18 protein-coding genes, 3 rRNA genes and 2 pseudogenes are annotated in these 22617 nt (G+C 67.4%); 8 read left to right on the top strand and 15 right to left on the bottom strand.

Going from position 1 to position 22617, the window contains the following annotated elements; genetic code table 11:
• On the top strand, positions 1 to 1869 hold the full coding sequence (locus ACJX2R_RS28920) for a hypothetical protein (RefSeq protein WP_413102543.1): 1869 nt from the start codon (positions 1 to 3) through the stop codon (positions 1867 to 1869).
• 86 nt (positions 1870 to 1955) lie between these two features.
• Here the strand turns inward: ACJX2R_RS28920 and ACJX2R_RS28915 are convergent.
• From ACJX2R_RS28915 to ACJX2R_RS28900, 4 genes and pseudogenes are all read right to left on the bottom strand, one after another.
• Positions 1956 to 2156, bottom strand: a pseudogene (locus ACJX2R_RS28915) (response regulator transcription factor); the annotation flags it as partial.
• A 61-nt stretch (positions 2157 to 2217) separates the two neighbouring features.
• Entirely contained in the window at positions 2218 to 3135 is a 918-nt protein-coding gene (locus ACJX2R_RS28910; protein ID WP_413102542.1) for a recombinase family protein, read from the bottom strand.
• Positions 3132 to 3701 (bottom strand): hypothetical protein, encoded by a 570-nt coding sequence (locus ACJX2R_RS28905; protein ID WP_413102541.1) that lies wholly within the window; start codon positions 3699 to 3701, stop codon positions 3132 to 3134. Before ACJX2R_RS28905 ends, ACJX2R_RS28910 begins: the two co-directional genes overlap by 4 nt.
• Positions 3698 to 4066 (bottom strand): hypothetical protein, encoded by a 369-nt coding sequence (locus tag ACJX2R_RS28900; protein ID WP_413102540.1) that lies wholly within the window; start codon positions 4064 to 4066, stop codon positions 3698 to 3700. The genes ACJX2R_RS28905 and ACJX2R_RS28900 overlap by 4 nt, the downstream gene beginning before the upstream one ends.
• Positions 4067 to 4368: 302 nt before the next feature.
• Between ACJX2R_RS28900 and ACJX2R_RS28895 the strand changes: the two genes are divergently transcribed.
• Positions 4369 to 4536, top strand: a complete 168-nt coding sequence (locus ACJX2R_RS28895; RefSeq protein ID WP_413102539.1) for a hypothetical protein — start codon at positions 4369 to 4371, stop codon at positions 4534 to 4536.
• A gap of 263 nt (positions 4537 to 4799) precedes the next feature.
• Here the strand turns inward: ACJX2R_RS28895 and ACJX2R_RS28890 are convergent, their stop codons facing one another.
• The gene (locus ACJX2R_RS28890) at positions 4800 to 5336 is read right to left on the bottom strand and encodes a TetR/AcrR family transcriptional regulator (protein ID WP_413102538.1); all 537 of its coding nucleotides are present in this window, start codon (positions 5334 to 5336) and stop codon (positions 4800 to 4802) included.
• A 296-nt stretch (positions 5337 to 5632) separates the two neighbouring features.
• On the opposite strand from ACJX2R_RS28890, the gene ACJX2R_RS28885 reads away from it, so the two are divergent.
• The 5 genes and pseudogenes from ACJX2R_RS28885 to ACJX2R_RS28865 all read left to right on the top strand — a co-directional run bounded on the left by ACJX2R_RS28885 (position 5633) and on the right by ACJX2R_RS28865 (position 7902).
• Positions 5633 to 5845 (top strand): hypothetical protein, encoded by a 213-nt coding sequence (locus ACJX2R_RS28885; protein WP_413102537.1) that lies wholly within the window; start codon positions 5633 to 5635, stop codon positions 5843 to 5845.
• A complete protein-coding gene (locus tag ACJX2R_RS28880; RefSeq protein WP_413102536.1) occupies positions 5842 to 6048 on the top strand; it encodes an FAD-dependent monooxygenase in 207 nt (68 codons plus the stop codon). The genes ACJX2R_RS28885 and ACJX2R_RS28880 overlap by 4 nt, the downstream gene beginning before the upstream one ends.
• A pseudogene (locus ACJX2R_RS28875) lies at positions 5987 to 6862 on the top strand (FAD-dependent monooxygenase); the annotation flags it as partial. The gene ACJX2R_RS28880 and the pseudogene ACJX2R_RS28875, both read left to right, overlap by 62 nt.
• Before the next feature lie 36 nt (positions 6863 to 6898).
• Positions 6899 to 7342 carry a hypothetical protein gene (locus ACJX2R_RS28870; protein ID WP_413105966.1) on the top strand — a complete coding sequence of 148 codons (444 nt, stop codon included), beginning with the start codon at positions 6899 to 6901 and terminating at the stop codon, positions 7340 to 7342.
• Entirely contained in the window at positions 7339 to 7902 is a 564-nt protein-coding gene (locus ACJX2R_RS28865) for a hypothetical protein (protein WP_413102535.1), read from the top strand. Before ACJX2R_RS28870 ends, ACJX2R_RS28865 begins: the two co-directional genes overlap by 4 nt.
• Before the next feature lie 14 nt (positions 7903 to 7916).
• On the opposite strand, the gene ACJX2R_RS28860 is transcribed toward ACJX2R_RS28865, so the two are convergent.
• The 8 genes from ACJX2R_RS28860 to ACJX2R_RS28825 form a co-directional block, all read right to left on the bottom strand.
• Positions 7917 to 9614: a transposase gene (locus ACJX2R_RS28860; RefSeq protein ID WP_413102534.1), complete on the bottom strand. Its 1698-nt coding sequence runs from the start codon at positions 9612 to 9614 to the stop codon at positions 7917 to 7919.
• A gap of 128 nt (positions 9615 to 9742) precedes the next feature.
• Entirely contained in the window at positions 9743 to 10090 is a 348-nt protein-coding gene (locus tag ACJX2R_RS28855; protein ID WP_413102533.1) for a hypothetical protein, read from the bottom strand.
• An 18-nt stretch (positions 10091 to 10108) separates the two neighbouring features.
• Entirely contained in the window at positions 10109 to 10387 is a 279-nt protein-coding gene (locus tag ACJX2R_RS28850; protein WP_413102532.1) for a hypothetical protein, read from the bottom strand.
• 33 nt (positions 10388 to 10420) lie between these two features.
• Positions 10421 to 10807: a DUF4158 domain-containing protein gene (locus ACJX2R_RS28845; RefSeq protein WP_413102531.1), complete on the bottom strand. Its 387-nt coding sequence runs from the start codon at positions 10805 to 10807 to the stop codon at positions 10421 to 10423.
• A 395-nt stretch (positions 10808 to 11202) separates the two neighbouring features.
• Positions 11203 to 11319, bottom strand: a 5S ribosomal RNA gene (gene rrf, locus ACJX2R_RS28840).
• A gap of 96 nt (positions 11320 to 11415) precedes the next feature.
• Positions 11416 to 14536: ribosomal RNA gene (locus tag ACJX2R_RS28835) — 23S ribosomal RNA — on the bottom strand.
• A gap of 284 nt (positions 14537 to 14820) precedes the next feature.
• Positions 14821 to 16347: ribosomal RNA gene (locus ACJX2R_RS28830) — 16S ribosomal RNA — on the bottom strand.
• The 16S, 23S and 5S rRNA genes sit together here, the layout of an rRNA operon.
• A 541-nt stretch (positions 16348 to 16888) precedes the next feature.
• The gene (locus ACJX2R_RS28825) at positions 16889 to 17440 is read right to left on the bottom strand and encodes a MarR family winged helix-turn-helix transcriptional regulator (RefSeq protein WP_256654897.1); all 552 of its coding nucleotides are present in this window, start codon (positions 17438 to 17440) and stop codon (positions 16889 to 16891) included.
• Positions 17441 to 17599: 159 nt separating this feature from the next.
• On the opposite strand from ACJX2R_RS28825, the gene ACJX2R_RS28820 reads away from it, so the two are divergent.
• Positions 17600 to 18910, top strand: coding sequence for an MFS transporter (locus ACJX2R_RS28820; protein ID WP_413105965.1), 1311 nt, complete (start codon positions 17600 to 17602; stop codon positions 18908 to 18910).
• A 127-nt stretch (positions 18911 to 19037) separates the two neighbouring features.
• Here the strand turns inward: ACJX2R_RS28820 and ACJX2R_RS28815 are convergent, their stop codons facing one another.
• Positions 19038 to 20999 carry a SpoIIE family protein phosphatase gene (locus ACJX2R_RS28815; protein WP_413102530.1) on the bottom strand — a complete coding sequence of 654 codons (1962 nt, stop codon included), beginning with the start codon at positions 20997 to 20999 and terminating at the stop codon, positions 19038 to 19040.
• Between the two features lie 235 nt (positions 21000 to 21234).
• Entirely contained in the window at positions 21235 to 22590 is a 1356-nt protein-coding gene (locus tag ACJX2R_RS28810; RefSeq protein ID WP_262703420.1) for an NAD(P)/FAD-dependent oxidoreductase, read from the bottom strand.
• Positions 22591 to 22617: the final 27 nt, after the last annotated feature.

Genomic DNA, 22617 nt, shown 5'->3' with positions numbered 1-22617 from the left:
ATGGCAGCGGGACAGAATCACGGCGAGCCCGCGGAACGCGGCATTCCGGACGGCCTGCTGGTCGGCGCCATCGCCCTCCTGCTGGGCACGCTCGGCCTGATGTGGTCGGCGACCGGGCTGGCCGGGCTCTTCGCCCGCGGCGCCTGGCCGGACAACCTGACCTTCATGCGCGCACCGGTGGCGCTGCGCCATCTGTTGCAAGAGCCCACGGACCTGGCGGCGGCCTGGCCCGACACCCCGAAGGACCAACTGTCGGGGTACGGGCTGTTCTGGGGCATCTTCATCAGTGAGCTGATGGTGCTGATCGTCCTGACGATCTTCGTGATGGGCACACTGGCCCGCTACCGGACGGTCCGCGCCCAGCGCCGCGCCGCCCGCGCGACCGCCCTCGCGGAGGCGGCGGAGGCGAAGCGGCTCGGCCTCACGGACAAGAGGACCGCCAGGGACGGCACCGAGCCCACGCCCGTCAACGGTACGGGCGTGGAGACGACCCCTGGCGTCAAGGCGCCGCCTCCACCCGTCCCCGGCCCTGCAAGCGCCTCAGCGGCCCCAGGAGCCGCCCCCGCCAGCCCCGCCAGCCCCGCCAGAGCCTCTGAGGGTTCGCCCGGGACCGCCGCTCCAAACCACCCCAGCGGGCTTCCCACACCCGCCCCGGCCGAGGCGGTCCCCGGCGACGGCGTCATCGCACCCGCCGCGGGTCACCGCCACCCGACCGAGGCCGTCGCCGCCGAAGCGCCCACCGGAACGGGCCCCGAACCGCACCCGTACATCGCCGAGCAGAGAGCCGACGCACAGGTCACCCCCGCCGGGAGCGCCACCACTCCCCCGGCCCAGGACGACCCGTACGCCCCGCTCGACCCGGCATCCGCACCACAGCCGCTCCCCACCCCCCGCAGCGGCCCGCTGACGTCGGCCGCTCTCCCCGACGGGGAGCTGGCCCGGTCCCGCGTCCTCTTCGGCGCCCAGCGCGGGGAGTCCGCGGCCCACACCGTCCTGGAGGCCGTCGGCCCCGTCCTCGTCGTCACCAGCGATCCCAAGCTCTGGGCAACGACCAAGGACGCCCGCGCCAAGCTCGGCCCCACCCAGGTCTTCGACCCGTCCCATCTGCTCGACACCCCCGCCCGGCTGCGCTGGAACCCGGCGGCGGACTGCGGCTCCCGCGATGTCGCGGCCGCCCGCGCCACCGCCCTCCTCGCCCCCGTACGGCCCATGCACGCCATGGACCGGCCCCTGGCCGAGGCCGCGGAGACGATGCTCCGCTGCTGGCTGCACGCCGCCGCGGTGGACGGCCGGCCGTTCCGCCATGTGCACCGCTGGGCGCAGGGCAGCGCGGCCCACGAGCCCGTGAAGATCCTCCGTACGCATCCCAAGGCGGCGGGCGGCGCGGCCGGTGAGCTGGAGGCCACGCTCACCGCCCACCGCGAACGCCGCGACATGGCCCAGGAACTGACCGCCCGTGCCCTCGGCGCGCTCTCCTCGATCCACATCCGGGACGCCTGCAATCCGGGACGCGCCGACACGCTCGCACTGGAGTCATTCGTCGCCGAAGGGGGAACGCTCTATCTGATGGGCGAATCCATCGAGGACCCCCGAACCCAGCCGGGTGCGATGCCGCTGTTGACCGCACTCGCCTCACACGTGGTCGAGCACGGCCGGCGCATGGCCGAACGGTCATCCTCCGGTCGGCTCGACCCACCACTGACCCTCGTCCTGGACGACGTCGCCGCCGTGGCCCCGCTCCCGGCACTCCCCGACCTCCTCGCCCAGGGCGCGGACCGGGGCCTGCCCACACTGGCCCTGATGCGCTCCCAGGAACAGGCCCGAGCCCGCTGGCCGCACCGCTCCCTGGTGGGCCAGGAGTCGCACTGACGGCCCGCACGCCCCGCCGGTCCTCCGGTCACCTCCCCGGGCGCGCCCTCGTCGGCCAGGCCCGCGTCATGGACGAGGATCGCCAGCTGGACGCGGTTGGTGAGGCCGAGCTTGGTCAGGGAGCGGCTGATGTGCGCCTTTACGGTGGTCTCGCTCAGCCGGAACTCGCGGCCGATCTCGGCGTTGGACAGCCCGCGGGCGAGGGCACGGGCCACCGCGCCCTCCCGGTCGGTGAGCCCGGCCAGGCGCTCCCGCGCCTCACGCGCCTTCGCGGGACGCTGCGACATCGCCCCAACCTCGGGTGCCGTTAACGAACGTGTCATGAGCCCCAAGTCGGCGGGCTGACGGCTACCGCCCGGTCAGAGCGTCCTCGACCCGGTCGGCGTACGCGCGGTATGCCTTTCGCCCGGCCGGGGTGGCGCCATTGGCGAGGGACGCGCACTGCTGCAGCGCGGCCTGGTGCACCGCGAGCTGGGCGGTGACACGCACCGAGTGGCCCTGGCCTCGGCGGATGGTCCGGCCGGCCTGCAGTGCGGCCCGCAGTGCCGGATCCGAAGTCTTCTGCAGGTGCTTGGCAAGGAGACCGGGCACGTCGAGGACGACCGTTCGCTCGCTGGGATCGGGCTGCACTTCGTCGGCATCGTCCGGGAGCGCGGCGGGGTCGTCGGGAACGGCGCGGGCGCCGGCGGCATCGAGCACGCGGCGGATCGTCCTCGGGTCGACGCGGTGTTGCCGGGCGAGCGCCTTGATCGCGGTGCCGTCTTCGGTGAACGCCTTCACGACCGCGGCCGCGGCTGCCTCGCTGAGAGCGGACGGGCGCCCGAGGGTCTTGCCGGCTGCCTCGGCGGCCGCGACACCCTCCTTGGTGTTCTCGCTGATCATGTCCCGCTGGAACTCCAGGACCCCGGCGAGCATCGTCACGAACAGCTTGGTCTGCGGGTCGTCGGCGGCGAGGTCGAAGCCGGACCAGGCGCCCGTGGCGATCCGCAGGTGCAGCCCGCGTCGCTGCAGCACCTCTCGGATCTGGATGACGTCCTTGGTCGAGCGGAACAGGCGGGCCGCGTCCGCGATCCGCACCGTGTCGCCGATCGCCGCGGCGTCGAGTAGTTCGCGGAAGCCCGGGCGGCGGATCGCGTAGATGCGCGAGGAGGTGGCCGGGTCCTCGTATTTCGGGGCGCCGGCCTGGAGTAGTTCGGCGAGCGCGTGCAGCTGGCGGGCGTTGGTCTGCTTGTCCGTGGAGTGCCGCAGGTAGACCCGGTCGGTCACTCGGGAACCTCGACGCTCGCGGCGAGCTGGCGGACGCGATCGGCGGCGTTCGCGATCCGGCCGGCCTCGACGCGAAGCGACTCGGCGGCCTCGTCGCCGCGCTCCAGCCACTTCGGGGCGACCTCCTCCAGCAGGAGGCCGATGCCGTGCAGCACGGTCGAGAGGTCTTTGAGCCCGTCGTTGAGGTCGCCGGTGTCGATGCGGTCCTCGGCGCGGGCGAGGGTGTCGTACGGCGGCAGGTCCCGGCGCACGGCCGCGGCGGCCTGGATGTCCTCGGCGCCGTCGGCGGGGATGTACACGGTGCCCAGTTCCAGGCCCGGCGTCATGTGCGCCTCTTCCGTCCCGATGCCGGAGACCATGCCGACCAGGCGCGGGGTGACGGTGTAGACCTGGTCCTCCTCGGCGGGATCGGCGCGGACGTGCTCGTCCAGCGTCAGCGCCATCTTGGGCGGGAGCTGGGCGAGCAGCGCGGCGAGGGCGCCGACGCTGTCCAGCATCGGGTGCGCCGCGATCGTGGCGGCAAGGCGCTTCTCCTGCGCCGGGGTGGGTGTGGGCTCACCGGTCATTTGGACTCCCGGTATCCGAGAAGGGCGGTCAGGTTCTGTACGGCGGACAGCGCCTCGTGCAGGTGCTCGGCGGCCTGGTGGGCGGTGCGGAACTGGTCGTGCACCTGGGTGGAATGTTCGGTGACGGTCTCGCCCTCCGGGTCGTAGAGGTAGTGCCGGCCGGAGTCGAGGAGTTCGGCGTAGCCGGTGTCGAGCTGGCTGATGGACAGCTGTAGCCGCGAGGCCAGGGCGCTGAGGGTGCCGATGGTCTCGGTGACCCGGGCCGGGTGGTCATAGCCCTGGCCGTCGAGCGTGCTGTGGTTGAGGGCGCGGATCTGCTCGGAGGCGGCGCCCGCGATGTCGAACGGGGAGCGGTCCCGGTCCATAGTTGTTTCCCCCTCGGGCCGTCCGGGCTGTGACGGTCCGGCGTACCCACCACCCTATGGGGGCGAAAAGGGGAGGCGCAGGTACGGACCGGGCCCGAATGGAATAGCCGCTCGAGTTGCTCTCATTTGCCCGACTCTCGCCATTGGATCGGACTACGGGGGCTCAATCGACCCATTCCGCCCCCGGAGTTGAACGGATGCGCCCCGCCCCACGGGGTCGCCGTAGTACTCGGGAAAGATCGGGCGGATATGCCTGGGTAGGCTCCTGAGCTGGGCTTGTCAGAGCCTGCGGGGAGGCGCTGGTGGTTGCTCAGGTGTTCACCGATGAGGAGCCGGGGTCGCTGCGCCGGTTCCCGGAGATCGGCCGGGAGGAACTGGCCAGGTTCTTCACTCTGGCCTCGACGGATGTCGCGTTCGTGGATCCGCGCGAGCGCCACGGCACCGCGCGTACGGAAGGGATCGTCTACTGAGACGGGCGGCCAGGACATCGGCTCCTCGACGGCGCAGCCGATCCGTGGAGATCGGAACGCTGCCCGCCGGGGATAAGGGCCGATTGTCTTGATCTAGTCACGATGGCCGTCGCGAAACGACGTGGCCGCCGCGCAAACCACTCAGCTGCTCGCCGCGATCACCGGGCGCCGGGGGGTGGAGATCGGCGTGGGCACCGGGCGGATCGCTGTCCCACTGGCCGCAGCCGGGGCCGACAGCGTCGCCGTCGCCGCCCCTGTCATCGTCATGACGTCGCGGTTTCAGTCGAGGGGGCCTGGGCGGTGGTGAGTGCCCGCACGGTCGCCTGCAGGGTGCGGGCAAGTTCGTCGGGTTCGACGGGCTGATCGGTGTCGAGCCAGGTCAGGATGGCATCGAAGATGACGGTCGCCACGAGGGTGGCGATCCATCGGCGTCGGGCCGGGTCGGGGATGCGTTCACGCAATCGGGTCTCGGCAGTGTGCATGGCGTTGGTGTCCAGTTCGTCGACGTAGTCGGCGAAGTCCGGTTCCCGGCGGGCGTGGCGGTACAGCAGCCGGAAACCGTCCGGGGCCTCGCGGGCAGCCAGGGCGAGTTCTACCACGGTGTCGGCGTCGAGCTGCGGGTCGCGCACGTGGTCGCGGATGCGTCGGCGGGTGTCGAGCAGGACCGCGAGGTAGAGGTCGTGCTTGGACTCGAAGTGCCGGTAGATGATCGCTTTGGTGACCCCCGCGGCGGCGGCGACGTCGTCCAGGCTGGTGGCCGCGAAACCGGCCTGCAGGAACGAGCGGGCCGCCGCCGCCACGAGCTGGGCTCGGCGCTCTTCGCGGCCCAGCCGCCGCGTTGCCTTCGGCCTTTCCTTACTCACCTTGCACCACCGTACTTCCTCTAGTATCCTCCACAGTGTACATTAACAAGTGTACATCGTTCGGTTAGAAATGGCACCGCACCGGGACCTTGAGCGGGCTCTCGGCGTCGGCAAGGAGAGGGGATTGGCATGGATCGGCTGCCGTTCGCACGCGGGCAGGACCTGCTGGCGTTGGCGCCGCGATACCGGCAACTGCAACAGCAGGCCCCCGTTCACGTCTGAAGGAGAGTGTCATGTTCCTCGCCCCGCTCCTGTTTCACAGTTACCTCGGCCTCACCGGCACCATCGTGCTGGTCATCGCGCTGGTTGCACTGCAAGTCGCACTCCGCCGCCGCCGAGCCCGGCGCAGCCCCGGACCTCAGGAACCCCGCGACACCACACATAGACCGCACCACGCCTCGCACACCGACAACGACGACACCACCACTCCGACACCCTCGCGATGACAGACCCGTACGGGGAGATCGACGCCGACGTTCTGGTCGTGGGGGCCGGTCCGACCGGGTTGATGCTGGCCTTCGAGCCAACCCTGGCCGGCGCGAGGGCGATCGTGGTGGAGAAGGCCGAACACCCCAACCCCCCAGTCCCGGGCCGGCAACATCCAACCGCGCACCGCGGAAGTGCTGGACATGCGGGGTCTGCTCGATGAGATCTCCGACCCGGCGACCCGGACTCTGTCGCGCGTGGGGCACTTCGCCGGGCTGCCCTGCGGCTTGACTACACCGCGTGCGCCCTACCCAGCCAGCTTGGCCATTGGGCAAGGCCGCATCGAACGCCACCTCGAACGCCTGCTGACCGGGAACGGCACGCTGGTCGAGCGTGGTCACGAAATCCTCGGCGTCGCCCAGGACGAAGACAGTGTCGAGATCAGGACCGAGCATCGTCGCTGGCGGGCCCGCCATCTGGTCGGCTGTGACGGCGCGCACTCCGCCGTGCGTCGCCTGAGCGACGTCGCGTTCCCAGGGCACCCCGCCACCAGTCGCTCCACCGTGGTTGACCTGGACCTCACCGGGGACACCCCACCTCCGGGGCAGCATTTCTCTGACCGCGTCCACCACGCCGGCGACCGCTGGACGCTGCTGCACCCGATCGAGGACGACCGGTTCCGCATGATGTTCGGTCGCACCGGCGCCGATCTCGCCGAGACCGACGAAGGCCCGGTGATTCATGAGGAAGTCGCTCAAGCGTTGCGGGCCACCCACGGCGACCGGGTGCAGGTGCGCGCGGTGCTAGCGGGGTCCCGGTTCAGCGACGCCACCCGCCAGATCGAGCAGTACCGCCACGGCCGGATCCTGTTCGCCGGCGACGCCGCACACGTCCACGCCCCGATCGGCGGCCAAGGAGTCAACCTCGGTATCCAGGATGCGACCAACCTCGGCTGGAAGCTGGCCACCGAACTGCGCGGCGACGCCCCCGCCGGGCTGCTCGACAGCTACCATGCCGAACGACACCCCGCCGCCGCGCAGTCGCTGCAACTGACCCTGGCTCAGCGGGCCATCATGAACCCCACCGCACCCGAGTCCAGCGCTCTGCGCGGTCTCATGCTCGACCTCGCCGAACTCCCTGACGTGGTCGCGCGGCTGTCCGGGCTGATGTCTGGTTTGGCGCTGCGCTACGAGCTACCCGGGCCCGACCATCCGCTGCTGGGTGCCCGAGCACCCGAGACCACCCTCGCCACCGATGCCGGCCCGCGGCGGCTCGCTGAGCTCTTGCACCCTGGCCGCGCGGTCGTCCTGCTGTTTTCCGACCAGCTCCGGCCCGAGCTGCCCGACAGCCCGCATGGCCCCTTGATCATCCGGGCCGACCCGGCACTCGAAATCCCCGCCGGTGCCGCCCTTGTCCGTCCCGATGGTTACATCGGCTGGGTCGGCGACGACATCGCCGGTCTGACCCAGGCACTCGCCACCTGGATCACCAACCGAACACCTCGCCACAGCGCGTGACCAGTCCGAGCCAGTGGACCACACGACGCTCGGCCAGCGACGACCGATACCGTCCGGAACCGAACGGGCATCGCTGGCAGGAGTGGGACTCCTGGCAGGACACGGGCCTGGTGGCCTTCCCGGTCCAGCAAGGGGAGCCGAAGCAGGTGCGCGCTGAGTGCCAGTGCACCTGGTTCGGGCCGGCGCGGTCGCTGGAGGCCGGCCCGGTAGCGGCCGCGGCCGTGGTCAAGGCCGACTGGGAGACGCACATCGCCGAGGTCACGAAGACGATGTTGCCGCTGCACGTACGAGAGTCGACGGACGATCTGCTGTCCCAGATCTTCGCGTTGATCCAGGAACGCCCGCTGGCCGCATTGGATGCCATCCACGAGCTTCAGGCGGAGCTCGACCCTCAGATCACTGTGGTGGTGGCCAAGGCCCGGCACCTGGGCGAATCGTGGCAGCAGATCGCCAAGCCCCTGGGGGTCTCACGGCAGTCCGCATGGGAGAAGTACCAGTTCGCCGGGACCAGCGCGGACATCGAGGCCGCCTACGCGAAGACCGAGCCGCCTACCCCCTGACCACAGCGCGCCCATCAGGACGCCCCGCCCCGATGGGCGCCGTCGATGTGCAGGCGGGCACGCATGTCGAGACGCACCTCGCCGTAGGGGCGGACGTGCTGCCAGAACAGCGGGGTCAGGCCGCGCCGGTCCGCCGGCTTGAGCAGGGTGTTCCACTCGGGTTCGGCGAGAACGGCCTGGAGCATGAGCGTATTCACATAGACCAGGGCCGCCTGCAAGATCCGTAGGCACAGCGCGGCCATCTCGACCTCCTCGCGCCGGTTGGAGGAGATCTCCCCGCCCTTGCCGTAGTAGATCACCACGTTCGCGGCGTTCCACGCCTCCACCACGTTCAGGCCCTCCTCGATCTCCCGCTGCAACTCGCGGATTCTCAGGTAACGGGCGACGAAGCAGGTGCGCTGAGCGCGGCCGATCTCCAGCATCGCCTGATAGGCAGGGTGGGAGGCGGAGCGGGTGAAGCGCGAGAGGATCGCCTCGGTCGAGGCGGTGCCGGTACGGATCGCGGTCACGTACTTGATGACCTGGTCGTAATTGTTCTCGATGACGTCCCAGCGGATCGGCCGCGTCATCGCCGCGGCCAGATTCGGGTACCCGTCCGGCTCCCCGGTCGTCGGCCGGTACAGCTTCACCCGGTTGATCTGCTTGATCCGCGGCAGCAGGTCCACGTTCAAGAGTCGCGTGATGCCGAACCCGATCTCCGACTGGCCATGGCTGTCCACATAGTTGCCCTCGACGCTCATCGTCGTGCCGTGCCGGATGGCGCCCTCCACCATCGCCGCGACCTCCGAAGCGGACGCCCGCAGCGTCTGCGAGTGCACCACCACCGAACCACGCTCGACGTGCCAGTACACCAGGATGCCGCGGCCGCCGTAGCGGGAGTGCCACTCGGTGAACAGGTTCTGATCCCACGAGCGGAAGTGCGTGGAGTCCGAGGCCACCGCGGTCGAGCCGGCACCCCACAGCCCGGTATCCCGGGCCGCGAACGTGGCGTTCGCGATCTCGACGGCGATCTGCCGGGCCGCGTCCGGAGTCAGATAGCGGCGGCGGACGTAGCGGATCTCCTCCTCGGTGTGCCCGAGGATGCCGCCCGCGACGGACTTGATGCCCGTGTTGGTGCCGTATCCGTAGATCGCCAGGACCAGACGCTCGGCGAGGACCTCCATCGGCAGATCCCGCCGGCCGGTCACCGAGGAGACCCGCTCCAGGCAGCCGGTACGCAGCACCGCCTCCTTGAGCATGTCGATCAACGGGACCCCGTTCCAGCGGCGGGACACCTCGGCCTTGATGCGGCGCAGGTTGCGGGGCTCCTCTTGGGCTTCCGGGGCGGTGAACTTGATCGCCCCGGCCTTGCGCTCCTTGATCTCCACCCAGTCCAGGTCAGGTATCGCCGCATCCAACTCGGCCAGGGCCGTCGTCATCTCCTCGCGCAGACTGGTGGTGAACGCCGCGGGATCGAGTGGCTTGCGCAACTCGCGGTAGTGCTCGACTCGGCGGGCCTCGAAGTCCTTGGACAGGTCCTCGTCCGGGTTTCGCCACCGGCCGGAGCCCTTCACCCACACCTCCTTGCAGCGCAGCTGCTCGCGCAGCGCCTGGAAGGTGACGACCTCGTACACCATGCGCACGATCCGGGCCCGGCCGCGCTTGTCCGGCCGGTGCACCAGATCCGCCCACTGCCCGGATGTGCCCCGGTGTTCCGGAGCCGTCTCGCCCAACGGGTAGTAGGTGGTGTTCCGGCCTTGGCGTACCGCTGCACCAGGGCCAATGCGTCGATCACCGGCTGGTGCGCGGTGTTGTTCGAGCGGAACTCCAGGACGCTGAGCAGCTCGATCAGGCCCCGGCGCTAGTGGTTGGTGTACGACGCCTTCAGCGTGGTCTGCACCGTGCGCCGGTACACAGGCCCCTTGGTCCTGTACTCGTGCACCAGCTCCCGCAGCGTCTGCTCCCCGCCGGCCACGGCCGGGAAGACCACCTCGCGGACCTGCTCCTCCGGCGCGCCGAGCGACGCCTCGGCGATGGCGAACAGGATGTTCTCCTTGCCCGTCACCCGCTTGAACGCGTTGATCAGCTCCTTGGTCACCTTCTGCTCCGCCCGGGCGCCGATCCGGTGCACCGTGGCGATCAGCAGGTCCACCAGCGAGTCGGTGACCTCCCGCTCCCTCTCCACCAGCAGCGCGGACAGCAGCGTCACCGCGTCCTGCGGATCCCGTCACCGCAGATGGGACGGCGATTCCACGGCGGCCCGCTGCCGCCAGGAGGACAGCACCTTCGGCGCCACGTCCGCGAACAGCGTCGCCGGCAGACCGATCGCCCGGATGGACCGCAGCTTGCGGATCTCGCGCAGCATCGACTCCAGGCTCACGTTCCCCGGCATCGCGCGGATCAGGGACAGCACCGACTCCTCGTCGTCTCCACTGTCCACCTCGGACGGCTCCGTCTCGCCGGCGTCCTCCGCTTCCGCGACCAGGGCGAGTGCCTGGGCCTGCACCTGCGGCGTCAGCCTCGCGGCGATACGCGCGAACTAGGTCTCCTCCGCCGTGTGCAGCGCGGACCGCACCATCCGCGAGATGCGATCCGGCGTCGGCGGTTCGATGCACTCGGTGCGGCAGTGCTTGAGAAGCTCCTCGCGCACCCGGTCCTCGTTGCGCTCGGCGTGCGCGACGTTCGCCGCCAGCCACTCGGTGAGCTTCTCCGCGTCCTGCACCGAGCAGACCCGAAACCCCAGGTGGTCACGTATCTGGGCGCGACGGTACTCGATCGTGCTGCCGGACCACTGGTAGGAGTCGAACTCTCCGGCCGGCACCTTCATCTGCCGGGCCACGAAGGAGACCACCTCGTCCGGGAAATCGCCCCGGCCGCGCAGGAAGCGTCCGTGCCGCGCGCTTGCCCGCCACGAGCTCCGCCTCATCGTCCAGCACGGTCCAGTGCTCGACCAGCTCGTCCATCCCTACTGGCTGTTGACCCATGACCGAAGATCATGCCGTGAGCACGACAGGCCGGGCAGGCACTCCATCAAAGATCCACACCCCGTTTGGGGCTCATGACACGTCCGTTAACGGCACCCGAACCTAACCGCGGGAGAGACGCCTGGTCCCAGACAAAGGCGTCAGCCAGCCCACGATTCGGCTGATGGCCGTATTTCTTTCCCTCATGGCCCAAGCCTCGGGTCACGAGCCACCGGCCGCATCGTCCGATCGTGCCCACTGGTATGTCTCTTTCGTGCACGGCTGGGACGGAAATGGGAGATGAACGCAAAAAAGCCTCGGTCCCGAGCACATATGCTCGGGACCGAGGCTAAAATTTGTTCGGCGGCGTCCTACTCTCCCACAGGGTCCCCCCTGCAGTACCATCGGCGCTGAAAGGCTTAGCTTCCGGGTTCGGAATGTAACCGGGCGTTTCCCTAACGCAATGACCACCGAAACACTATGAAGATTCAAACCGGACCCACCCACACACGGGTGGATGGGGGTCGGACGGTTCGTTGCTTCAGAACCAACACAGTGGACGCGAGCACCTGAGGACAAGCCCTCGGCCTATTAGTACCAGTCAACTCCACCGGTCACCCGGCTTCCATATCTGGCCTATCAACCCAGTCGTCTACTGGGAGCCTTAACCCATCAAGTGGGTGGGAGCCCTCATCTCGAAGCAGGCTTCCCGCTTAGATGCTTTCAGCGGTTATCCCTCCCGAACGTAGCCAACCAGCCATGCCCTTGGCAGAACAACTGGCACACCAGAGGTTCGTCCGTCCCGGTCCTCTCGTACTAGGGACAGCCCTTCTCAAGACTCCTACGCGCACAGCGGATAGGGACCGAACTGTCTCACGACGTTCTAAACCCAGCTCGCGTACCGCTTTAATGGGCGAACAGCCCAACCCTTGGGACCGACTCCAGCCCCAGGATGCGACGAGCCGACATCGAGGTGCCAAACCATCCCGTCGATATGGACTCTTGGGGAAGATCAGCCTGTTATCCCCGGGGTACCTTTTATCCGTTGAGCGACGGCGCTTCCACAAGCCACCGCCGGATCACTAGTCCCGACTTTCGTCCCTGCTCGACCCGTCGGTCTCACAGTCAAGCTCCCTTGTGCACTTACACTCAACACCTGATTGCCAACCAGGCTGAGGGAACCTTTGGGCGCCTCCGTTACCCTTTAGGAGGCAACCGCCCCAGTTAAACTACCCACCAGACACTGTCCCTGATCCGGATCACGGACCCAGGTTAGACATCCAGCACGACCAGAGTGGTATTTCAACAACGACTCCCCCTGAACTGGCGTCCAGAGATCACAGTCTCCCACCTATCCTACACAAGCCGAACCGAACACCAATATCAAGCTGTAGTAAAGGTCCCGGGGTCTTTCCGTCCTGCTGCGCGAAACGAGCATCTTTACTCGTAATGCAATTTCACCGGGCCTATGGTTGAGACAGTCGAGAAGTCGTTACGCCATTCGTGCAGGTCGGAACTTACCCGACAAGGAATTTCGCTACCTTAGGATGGTTATAGTTACCACCGCCGTTTACTGGCGCTTAAGTTCTCAGCCTCGCCCCATCGAAACAGAGCTAACCGGTCCCCTTAACGTTCCAGCACCGGGCAGGCGTCAGTCCGTATACATCGCCTTACGGCTTCGCACGGACCTGTGTTTTTAGTAAACAGTCGCTTCTCGCTGGTCTCTGCGGCCACCACCAGCTCAAGGAGCAAGTCCCATCACCAGCAATGGCCCCCCTTCTCCCGAAGTTACGGGGGCATTTTGCCGAGTTCCTTAACCATAGTTCACCCGAACGCCTCGGTATTCTCTACCTGACCACCTGAGTCGGTTTAGGGTACGGGCCGCCATGAAACTCGCTAGAGGCTTTTCTCGACAGCATAGGATCATCCACTTCACCACAATCGGCTCGGCATCAGGTCTCAGACACATACTGGACGGATTTACCTACCCAGCGTCCTACACCCTTACCCCGGGACAACCACCGCCCGGGCTGGACTACCTTCCTGCGTCACCCCATCACTTACCTACTACCACCTTGGACCGTCGGCTCCACCACTCCCCTCAACTCCGAAGAGATCAGGGCGGCTTCACGGACTTAGCATCAGAGGATTCGATACTGGGCGTTTCAAAGCGGGTACCGGAATATCAACCGGTTGTCCATCGACTACGCCTGTCGGCCTCGCCTTAGGTCCCGACTTACCCTGGGCAGATCAGCTTGACCCAGGAACCCTTAGTCAATCGGCGCACACGTTTCCCACGTGTGTATCGCTACTCATGCCTGCATTCTCACTCGTGAACCATCCACAACTCGCTTACACGGCTGCTTCACCCGGCACACGACGCTCCCCTACCCATCACAACGGCCGTTAGACCACATGCTGCAATGACACGACTTCGGCGGTACGCTTGAGCCCCGCTACATTGTCGGCGCGGAATCACTTGACCAGTGAGCTATTACGCACTCTTTCAAGGATGGCTGCTTCTAAGCCAACCTCCTGGTTGTCTCTGCGACTCCACATCCTTTCCCACTTAGCGTACGCTTAGGGGCCTTAGTCGATGCTCTGGGCTGTTTCCCTCTCGACCATGGAGCTTATCCCCCACAGTCTCACTGCCGCGCTCTCACTTACCGGCATTCGGAGTTTGGCTAAGGTCAGTAACCCGGTAGGGCCCATCGCCTATCCAGTGCTCTACCTCCGGCAAGAAACACACGACGCTGCACCTAAATGCATTTCGGGGAGAACCAGCTATCACGGAGTTTGATTGGCCTTTCACCCCTAACCACAGGTCATCCCCCAGGTTTTCAACCCTGGTGGGTTCGGTCCTCCACGAAGTCTTACCTCCGCTTCAACCTGCCCATGGCTAGATCACTCCGCTTCGGGTCTTGAGCGCGCTACTCAACCGCCCTATTCGGACTCGCTTTCGCTACGGCTTCCCCACACGGGTTAACCTCGCAACACACCGCAAACTCGCAGGCTCATTCTTCAAAAGGCACGCAGTCACGACCGTGCTCCGAAGAACACGGCGACGCTCCCACGGCTTGTAGGCACACGGTTTCAGGTACTATTTCACTCCGCTCCCGCGGTACTTTTCACCATTCCCTCACGGTACTATCCGCTATCGGTCACCAGGGAATATTTAGGCTTAGCGGGTGGTCCCGCCAGATTCACACGGGATTTCTCGGGCCCCGTGCTACTTGGGTATCGCACAAGCAAGTTGCTGACATTTCAGCTACGGGGGTCTTACCCTCTACGCCGGGCCTTTCGCATGCCCTTCGCCTACATCAACAATTTCTGACTCACCCAGCCGCCGGCAGACGACTGAAGTACGAACCCACAACCCCGCATGCGCAACCCCTGCCGGGTATCACACACATACGGTTTAGCCTCATCCAGTTTCGCTCGCCACTACTCCCGGAATCACGGTTGTTTTCTCTTCCTGCGGGTACTGAGATGTTTCACTTCCCCGCGTTCCCTCCACATACCCTATGTGTTCAGGTATGGGTGACAGCCCATGACGACTGCCGGGTTTCCCCATTCGGACACCCCCGGATCACAGCTCGGTTGACAGCTCCCCGGGGCCTATCGCGGCCTCCCACGTCCTTCATCGGTTCCTGGTGCCAAGGCATCCACCGTGCGCCCTTAAAAACTTGGCCACAGATGCTCGCGTCCACTGTGCAGTTCTCAAACAACGACCCGTACCCCGTCACCCACACCCACAGGCGCAGTACACCGGGACCGGCACCGAAGAAACAAGCATTCCTGCCCGTACCTTCAGACACCCAACAGCGTGCCCGACATCGCCTGTCCGCCTTGCTCTGTGTTCCACGCCGAAGCAGTACTAACAGACAAAGCATCCGAAACCATGCCGAGTAGTCAACGTTCCACCCATGAGCAACCGTGCAGGACACTTGCCTACAGTCGGCTATGCGCTCCTTAGAAAGGAGGTGATCCAGCCGCACCTTCCGGTACGGCTACCTTGTTACGACTTCGTCCCAATCGCCAGTCCCACCTTCGACGGCTCCCTCCACAAGGGTTGGGCCACCGGCTTCGGGTGTTACCGACTTTCGTGACGTGACGGGCGGTGTGTACAAGGCCCGGGAACGTATTCACCGCAGCAATGCTGATCTGCGATTACTAGCGACTCCGACTTCATGGGGTCGAGTTGCAGACCCCAATCCGAACTGAGACCGGCTTTTTGAGATTCGCTCCACCTCACGGCTTCGCAGCTCATTGTACCGGCCATTGTAGCACGTGTGCAGCCCAAGACATAAGGGGCATGATGACTTGACGTCGTCCCCACCTTCCTCCGAGTTGACCCCGGCAGTCTCCTGTGAGTCCCCATCACCCCGAAAGGCATGCTGGCAACACAGAACAAGGGTTGCGCTCGTTGCGGGACTTAACCCAACATCTCACGACACGAGCTGACGACAGCCATGCACCACCTGTACACCGACCACAAGGGGGACCCTGTCTCCAGAGTTTTCCGGTGTATGTCAAGCCTTGGTAAGGTTCTTCGCGTTGCGTCGAATTAAGCCACATGCTCCGCCGCTTGTGCGGGCCCCCGTCAATTCCTTTGAGTTTTAGCCTTGCGGCCGTACTCCCCAGGCGGGGAACTTAATGCGTTAGCTGCGGCACGGACAACGTGGAATGTCGCCCACACCTAGTTCCCAACGTTTACGGCGTGGACTACCAGGGTATCTAATCCTGTTCGCTCCCCACGCTTTCGCTCCTCAGCGTCAGTATCGGCCCAGAGATCCGCCTTCGCCACCGGTGTTCCTCCTGATATCTGCGCATTTCACCGCTACACCAGGAATTCCGATCTCCCCTACCGAACTCTAGCCTGCCCGTATCGAATGCAGACCCGGGGTTAAGCCCCGGGCTTTCACATCCGACGCGACAAGCCGCCTACGAGCTCTTTACGCCCAATAATTCCGGACAACGCTTGCGCCCTACGTATTACCGCGGCTGCTGGCACGTAGTTAGCCGGCGCTTCTTCTGCAGGTACCGTCACTTGCGCTTCTTCCCTGCTGAAAGAGGTTTACAACCCGAAGGCCGTCATCCCTCACGCGGCGTCGCTGCATCAGGCTTGCGCCCATTGTGCAATATTCCCCACTGCTGCCTCCCGTAGGAGTCTGGGCCGTGTCTCAGTCCCAGTGTGGCCGGTCGCCCTCTCAGGCCGGCTACCCGTCGTCGCCTTGGTAGGCCATCACCCCACCAACAAGCTGATAGGCCGCGGGCTCATCCTGCACCGCCGGAGCTTTCCACCACCAGACCATGCGGTCGGCAGTCATATCCGGTATTAGACCCCGTTTCCAGGGCTTGTCCCAGAGTGCAGGGCAGATTGCCCACGTGTTACTCACCCGTTCGCCACTAATCCCCGGCCGAAACCGGTTCATCGTTCGACTTGCATGTGTTAAGCACGCCGCCAGCGTTCGTCCTGAGCCAGGATCAAACTCTCCGTGAATGCTTCCGGGCTATCCCGGCAACACATCACGAGAGCGGAACGGAACCGGAGGAATAACCCGGCCCGTCCACAGCGTCCTCGCTGTGTTTTTCTTCAAAGGAACCTCGTCCACGAGTGGACGGGGTATCAACATATCTGGCGTTGACTTTTGGCACGCTGTTGAGTTCTCAAGGAACGGACGCTTCCTTCGAAACCGTTTCACCGGCTTCTCCGGGCGCTTCCCTTCGGTGTTTCCAACCTTACCAGACCCGATTTCCGGTCGTTTCCGATCCGAATTCCGTTTCCGGCCCCCTGCTGGAGCGGGGTCTTTCGCACCTTCCGGCGTGTCCACTACTTTAGCGGATTCCCCCGGATGCTCATAATCGAGTTCCCCGGTCCGAATTCCGGCATGCCGAAATCCATCCCGATGAGGGGCCGTGCAGTAGTGGTTTGCCGCCGGTGCGGCTGGAGTGCTGACCAGAAGAACCGTACGGCTCCGTGGCAGCTCGGAGTACATTACGGATCGCCTGTACCGGTGTCAACCTCGGCTAGGCCAAATGCCTCAGTCGAGGTCGCTCAGCCGTCCCTCGGCGTCGGGCTGGTCCTCCTCCACCCGGCGCAGCACGCGGGTCAGCATCTCGCCGAGGGCTCCGCGCTCCTCGCTGGAGAGGTCCTGGAGAAGGTCCGCTTCGAAGACCGTGGCCTGGCGCATCGCCTCGACCCACTTCTCCCGGCCGTCCGGGGTCAGCTCGACGATGACGCGGACACGATTGTCCGCATCACGCTCACGAGTGACCAGACCCTCGTTCACCATGCGATCGATGCGGTGGGTCATGGCGGCAGGGGTGAGGCCCAGTCTTTTGGCCAGGTCGCCGGGGCCCAGGCGGTAGGGAGCCCCGGAGAGGACGAGCACCTTGAGGACTTCCCACTCGGAGTTGCTGATCCCCAGCGTGGCCGACTGGCGGCCGTAGGCGACGTTCATTCGCCGGGTGAGCCGACTGAGCGCGCTGACGACCTGCTCCACCTGAGGGTCCAGGCCCTGGAACTCGCGCTGGTAGGCCGCGATCTGCTCTTCGAGGCTCAGCAGGTCGTCCGGGTCGGGGGTCTCCGCCATGTGAAGAGTATGACACGAAACTCGTTGGCGCTGAAGTACTTCGCTCTGTACTCTTAAGTATTGAAGTTTAGCTTCGAAGTCTTCAGGCATCGATCCTCCGGGCTGACCCGCAGGTCAGGCCCGCTGTCCTTTGACCCTCCTCGACCTAGGTAGGTGAGTGTGACCACCGCGATGGGCGCAGCGCTGCGCCGTATCCAGCTGGGCAACGCGCTGAGCGCGTTCGGCAACGGCTTCACGGTCCCGTTCCTCTTCGTCTATGTGGCGCAGGTGCGGGACCTCGGTGCGAATACCGCGGGCATGGTGCTCGCGACGTTCGCCGTGGCCGCGCTTGCCGTGCTGCCCTTCATCGGTCGGGTGATCGACCGGCGAGGGCCGCTGTCCGTTGTCGTCGCGGGCGCGGTCGCCGCCGCCGTCGGATCGATGGGGCTCGGGCTGGCCGCGAGCGAGCCGTTGGTGATCGCCGCGGCCGGAGTGCTGGGCGCGGGCATAGCGGCCGTACAGCCGGCGCTGGCCACGCTGATCGTCTGGTGTTCGACGCCGATCACCCGGTCGCGGGCCTTCGCCACCCAGTTCTTCCTCGGCAATCTGGGCCTGGGCGTCGGCGGGCTGCTCGGCGGGCTGCTCGTGGACACCTCCGCCGCCTCGAGCTTTGTGCGGCTCTTCGCGATCGACGCGGTGATGTTCCTGGTGCTCGGCGCGGCGGTGGCAACCGTAAGGCTGAAGCGAACGCCAGTGTTCGACGACCCGGTGCCGACCGTCGATGAGCGGCTCGGCGGCTCCGGTAGCTGGCGTGCCCTGCTCGGCCACCGAGCCATGGTGCAGCTGTGCGTGCTGGGCTTCGTGATGTTCTTCGCCTGCTACGGCCAGTTCGAGTCCGGGCTGTCGGCGTTCGCGGTGGACGTCGCCCGGATATCGCCGTCGATGCTGGGCATCGCCCTGGCAGCGAACACGGCGGCGATCGTGCTGGCGCAGTTCGTCGTGCTCAAGATGGTCGAGCGGCGGCGGCGCAGTCGGGTGATGGCACTGGTCGGGCTGGTCTGGACGGTGGCGTGGTGCGCCGCCGGGACCGCCGGGCTGATACCCGGGAGCCAGGCCGTCGGCGTCACCGCGATCATCTCGGCGTACGCGCTCTTCGGGCTCGGTGAGGCGATGCTGTCGCCGACCGTCGCACCGCTGGTCGCCGATCTGGCACCGTCGTCGGCACTCGGTCAGTACAACTCGGCGTTCGCCCTGGTCAAGCAGCTTGCCCTGGCGGTGGGCCCGGCGGTCGGCGGGCTGATGGCGGGCGCCGGGCTGTATGGGGCGTACATCGTGACGCTGGTCGTCTGCTCGCTCGGCATCACCGCGCTCGCGCTGATGCTCGGCAGGCGGCTCACGGCCGAGCAGGACAATCCGCTGCGGGCCGTCACCGGGGCCGCGGTGCCCGCGCCGCGGGCGGCCTCGTCGGACGAGGTGACCACCGCGGCCTGAGCCGCCCGTCCACTCCGCCATCGCCCCGGCGCGGCGAAGGAGCCAGTCGGCTCCGCCGCGCCGGGGCGATGTGTCGGTCGGGGCAGTCGTGTCCCCGCTCGGGCCCGTGCTGCCGGGCTCCGTGGAGCTAGCCCACCGGCAGGGCGAACTCGCACCACACCGCCTTGCCGCCGCCCGGTGTGCGGCGTGAGCCCCAGGCCGAGGCGATGGTCGCGACGATCGAGATACCGCGTCCGGCCTCGTCCACCGGTTCGGCCCGGCGGCGGCGCGGCAGATGCTCATCGCCGTCCGTCACCTCGATGATCAGGCGGCGGTCGGTGCGGCGCAGCCGGAGCCGCATGGGCGGTGTGCCGTGCTGAAGGGAGTTGGCGACGAGCTCGCTGGCGGCGAGCACGCCCAGATCGCGCAGCTCCATGGGGAAGCGCCAGCTGGCGAGGACCCCGGAGGCGAAGGCCCGGGCGCGCGGTGCGGCTTCCACCCCGCCGAGGAGCTCCAGCGCGGCGTTGTGGAAGAGCTCCGCGTCATGCCCCGTACGGGCCGGGTGCTGGAGGACCAGCACCGCCACATCGTCGTCGTGCTCCGCGGTGATGCCCAGGGCCCTGATGAGGCGGTCGCACATCACCTGGGGCGAGCCGGTCGCGCCCGCGAAGACGCGCTCGAGCGCGGCCACTCCGTCGTAGATGTCCTTGTCGCGCCGCTCCACCAGACCGTCGGTGTAGAGGACCGCGCTGGCCCCGGGGCCGAGCGGGACCGAGCCGGTGGTGTGCAGCCAGCCGCCGGTGCCAAGGGGCGGTCCGGTGGGCTCGGAGGCGCGGCGCACGGTGCCGTCCGGGTCGCGGACCAGGATCGGCAGATGGCCCGCGGAGGCATAGACGAGGCGGTTCTCGTTGGGGTCGTGGACGGCGTAGACGCACGTGGCGATCTGGTGGGGGTCGATCTCGGCGGCCAGGCCGTCGAGGAGTTGCAGCACCTCGTGCGGCGGGAGGTCGAGACGGGCGTAGGCGCGGACGGCGGTGCGCAGCTGGCCCATGACGGCGGCCGCCCGCACACCGCGGCCCATGACGTCGCCGATGACGAGGGCGGTGCGGCCGGCGCCCAGGGTGATGACGTCGTACCAGTCGCCGCCCACCGCCGCGTCGGTGCCGCCGGGCTGGTAGGTGGCGGCCACCCGCAGATCGTCGGGCTGCTCCAGCCCCTGGGGGAGGAGGCTGCGCTGGAGCGTGACGGCCGCCTCGCGCTGAAGGCGCTCGCTGGCGCGCAGCCGCTCCGCGGATTCCACCTGGTCGGTGACGTCGGCGCCGAAGACGAGCACGCCACGGATCGGCTCGGTGACGGTGTCGGTGCCGGAGGCGGTCTCGGTGGCGACCGCCTCCGGCACGGCGACGGCCTTACGGACGACGTCTTCCCGGACCGAGCCGTCCACCGGTGTCCCGTCCACCTGCGTTCCGTCCACCGGCGTTCCGTCCACGGCCCCCTCCCCCGTCCGCTCGTCCACCGGCCGCGCGGGGGCGACGCCCCTCGGCGCGGCCATCTCGATCGGGGAGCAGGTGAAGGTGTAGTAGCCGTGGCGGGACCGGCCGGGGCCGGGGGCCGCGCCCTCCCGCCGCGGCCCGGGCGTGGTCGCCGGGCCGCCCGCGGGCACCTGCCGGGACTTGACCGTACGGGGCTTGCCGCTGCGCAGGACCTGGTCCATGAGCGGCAGCAGCCCCAGCTCTCTCAGCTCGGGCAGGGCCTGGCCGGCGGGTGTGCCGGGGGTCCGGGAGCCGAAGAGCTCGACATAGGTGTCGTTGAGGTAGGCGATGCGGTGCTCGGGGCCGTAGACCACCGCGACCAGCGCCGGCACCTGGCCGAGCAGGTCATGGGCGGACAGCCCGTCAAGGGACGGGACGGCGGCGGGCGGCGCGGCGTCGGAGGGGACGGCGGGAGGCTCACCGCTCCCCGACGGGTCGGCGCTCTCGCCCCGGGCCGCCGGGACGGAGCCGCCGCCAGCGGCGGCCGCGGGCTTCGGCCGCCGCCCACCGCGGTCTGCCCGGGCGGCGATGCGTCGCTGGGTTCGGGGGAGCCGGGCGCTCCAGCGCGTGAAGTTCACTGCGGATTACCTCGTGGGGTGGTGGCTGAGCTGCGCGCCGGCGCGGGATCGGGGAGATGGGTGCGGGTACGGGGGACGACCCCCAGGGGAATGCAGCAAACTTCCGAATCCTCGCGATTGTCACTCTTTGCAGATACGAGCCCACCCATGGTCACACGACCAGTGTGGCCGACCGGACTGACATCCGTGAGACGCCGATCGTGGGAGGGGAGTTCCCGGCTCCGCCCCGATCGGCTCAACTGGCTCCGGGATGGCGACCGGTGTCCGCGGCGAGCTTGAACTCGGCCCGCGGGTTCTCCAGCGACCCCAGCGAGACGATCTCGCGTTTGAACAGCCCCGACAGAATCCATTCGGCCAGCACGCGTGCCTTACGGTTGAACGTCGGCACCCGGCTGAGGTGGTAGACGCGGTGCATGAACCACGCCGGGTAGCCCTTCAACTTGCGCCCGTAGACGTGTGCGACTCCTCTGTGGAGCCCCAGGGAGGCCACGGAGCCCGCGTACTTGTGCTCGTAGTCCGTGAGCGGCTGGCCCACGAGCGCGGCGGCCACGTTCTCGGCGAGGACCTTGGCCTGGCGCACGGCGTGCTGTGCGTTGGGGGCGCACTCCGCGCCGGGCCGGTCGGCCGTCAGGTCGGGCACCGACGCGGCGTCCCCGGCCGACCAGGCGTGCTCCACGCCGTCAACCTGGAGGGCCGCGGTGCATTTGAGCCGGCCGCGCTCGTTCAGGGGCAGATCGGTGGAGGCGAGGATCGGGTGCGGTTTGACGCCCGCGGTCCACACGAGCGTGCGGGTGGGGAAGCGCGAGCCGTCACTCAGTGCGGCGATCCGGTCGACGCAGGAGTCCAGGCGGGTCTCCAGCCGCACGTCGATATTGCGGCCGCGCAGCTCCCGTACGGCGTACTTGCCCATCTCCTCGCCGACCTCCGGAAGGATCCGGTCGGTGGCCTCGACGAGGATCCACTTCAGGTCTTCGGGGGCGATGTTGTGGTAGTAGCGGACGGCGTACCGGGCCATGTCCTCCAGCTCGCCGAGCGCCTCGACGCCCGCGTATCCGCCGCCGACGAAGACGAAGGTCAGCGCCGCGTCGCGGACGTCCGGGTCCCGGGTCGAGGAGGCGATGTCCAGCTGTTCGAGGACGTGGTTGCGCAGGCCGATGGCCTCCTCGACGGTCTTGAAGCCGATGCCGAACTCGGCGAGGCCGGGGACCGGGAGGGCGCGGGACACGGATCCGGGGGCCAGCACCAGCTCGTCGTAGTGGATGTCGACCGTGCCGGTGCCCTCTTCCTCCGTGGCGAGGGTTCTCACGGTCGCGGTGCGTTTGCCGTGGTGGATCGCGGTGGCCTCGCCGATGACGACCGTGCAGTCGGGCAGGACCCGCCGCAACGGCACCACCACATGGCGGGGCGAGATCGATCCGGCCGCCGCCTCGGGCAGGAACGGCTGGTAGGTCATATACGGCTCGGGGTCGACCACGATCACCTGCACCCCGCCGTGCCTCAGCTCCCGCTTCAGCTTTCGCTGGAGGCGCAGCGCGGCGTACATCCCGACGTAGCCACCACCGACAACGAGAATGCGCGCTGGTTCCTTCACCCTCCCATGAGGCACGCGCGACCGCGG

The sequence above is a fragment of the Streptomyces sp. Inha503 genome, assembly GCF_047215865.1.
Taxonomy (GTDB): Bacteria; Actinomycetota; Actinomycetes; order Streptomycetales; family Streptomycetaceae; genus Streptomyces; species Streptomyces lycopersici.
Note: the sequence above shows the minus strand (reverse complement) of the source record. Positions and strands in the feature narration are given on the sequence as shown.

What these genes read in the sequence shown, in the direction of transcription:
- ACJX2R_RS28920 (WP_413102543.1), top strand. Translation starts at nt 1, where the DNA reads ATGGCAGCGGGACAGAATCACGGCGAGCCCGCGGAACGCGGCATTCCG.
- ACJX2R_RS28905 (WP_413102541.1), bottom strand. Translation starts at nt 3,701, where the DNA reads ATGACCGGTGAGCCCACACCCACCCCGGCGCAGGAGAAGCGCCTTGCC.
- ACJX2R_RS28900 (WP_413102540.1), bottom strand. Translation starts at nt 4,066, where the DNA reads ATGGACCGGGACCGCTCCCCGTTCGACATCGCGGGCGCCGCCTCCGAG.
- ACJX2R_RS28885 (WP_413102537.1), top strand. Translation starts at nt 5,633, where the DNA reads ATGTTCCTCGCCCCGCTCCTGTTTCACAGTTACCTCGGCCTCACCGGC.
- ACJX2R_RS28880 (WP_413102536.1), top strand. Translation starts at nt 5,842, where the DNA reads ATGACAGACCCGTACGGGGAGATCGACGCCGACGTTCTGGTCGTGGGG.
- ACJX2R_RS28870 (WP_413105966.1), top strand. Translation starts at nt 6,899, where the DNA reads ATGAACCCCACCGCACCCGAGTCCAGCGCTCTGCGCGGTCTCATGCTC.
- ACJX2R_RS28845 (WP_413102531.1), bottom strand. Translation starts at nt 10,807, where the DNA reads ATGAGGCGGAGCTCGTGGCGGGCAAGCGCGCGGCACGGACGCTTCCTG.
- ACJX2R_RS28825 (WP_256654897.1), bottom strand. Translation starts at nt 17,440, where the DNA reads ATGGCGGAGACCCCCGACCCGGACGACCTGCTGAGCCTCGAAGAGCAG.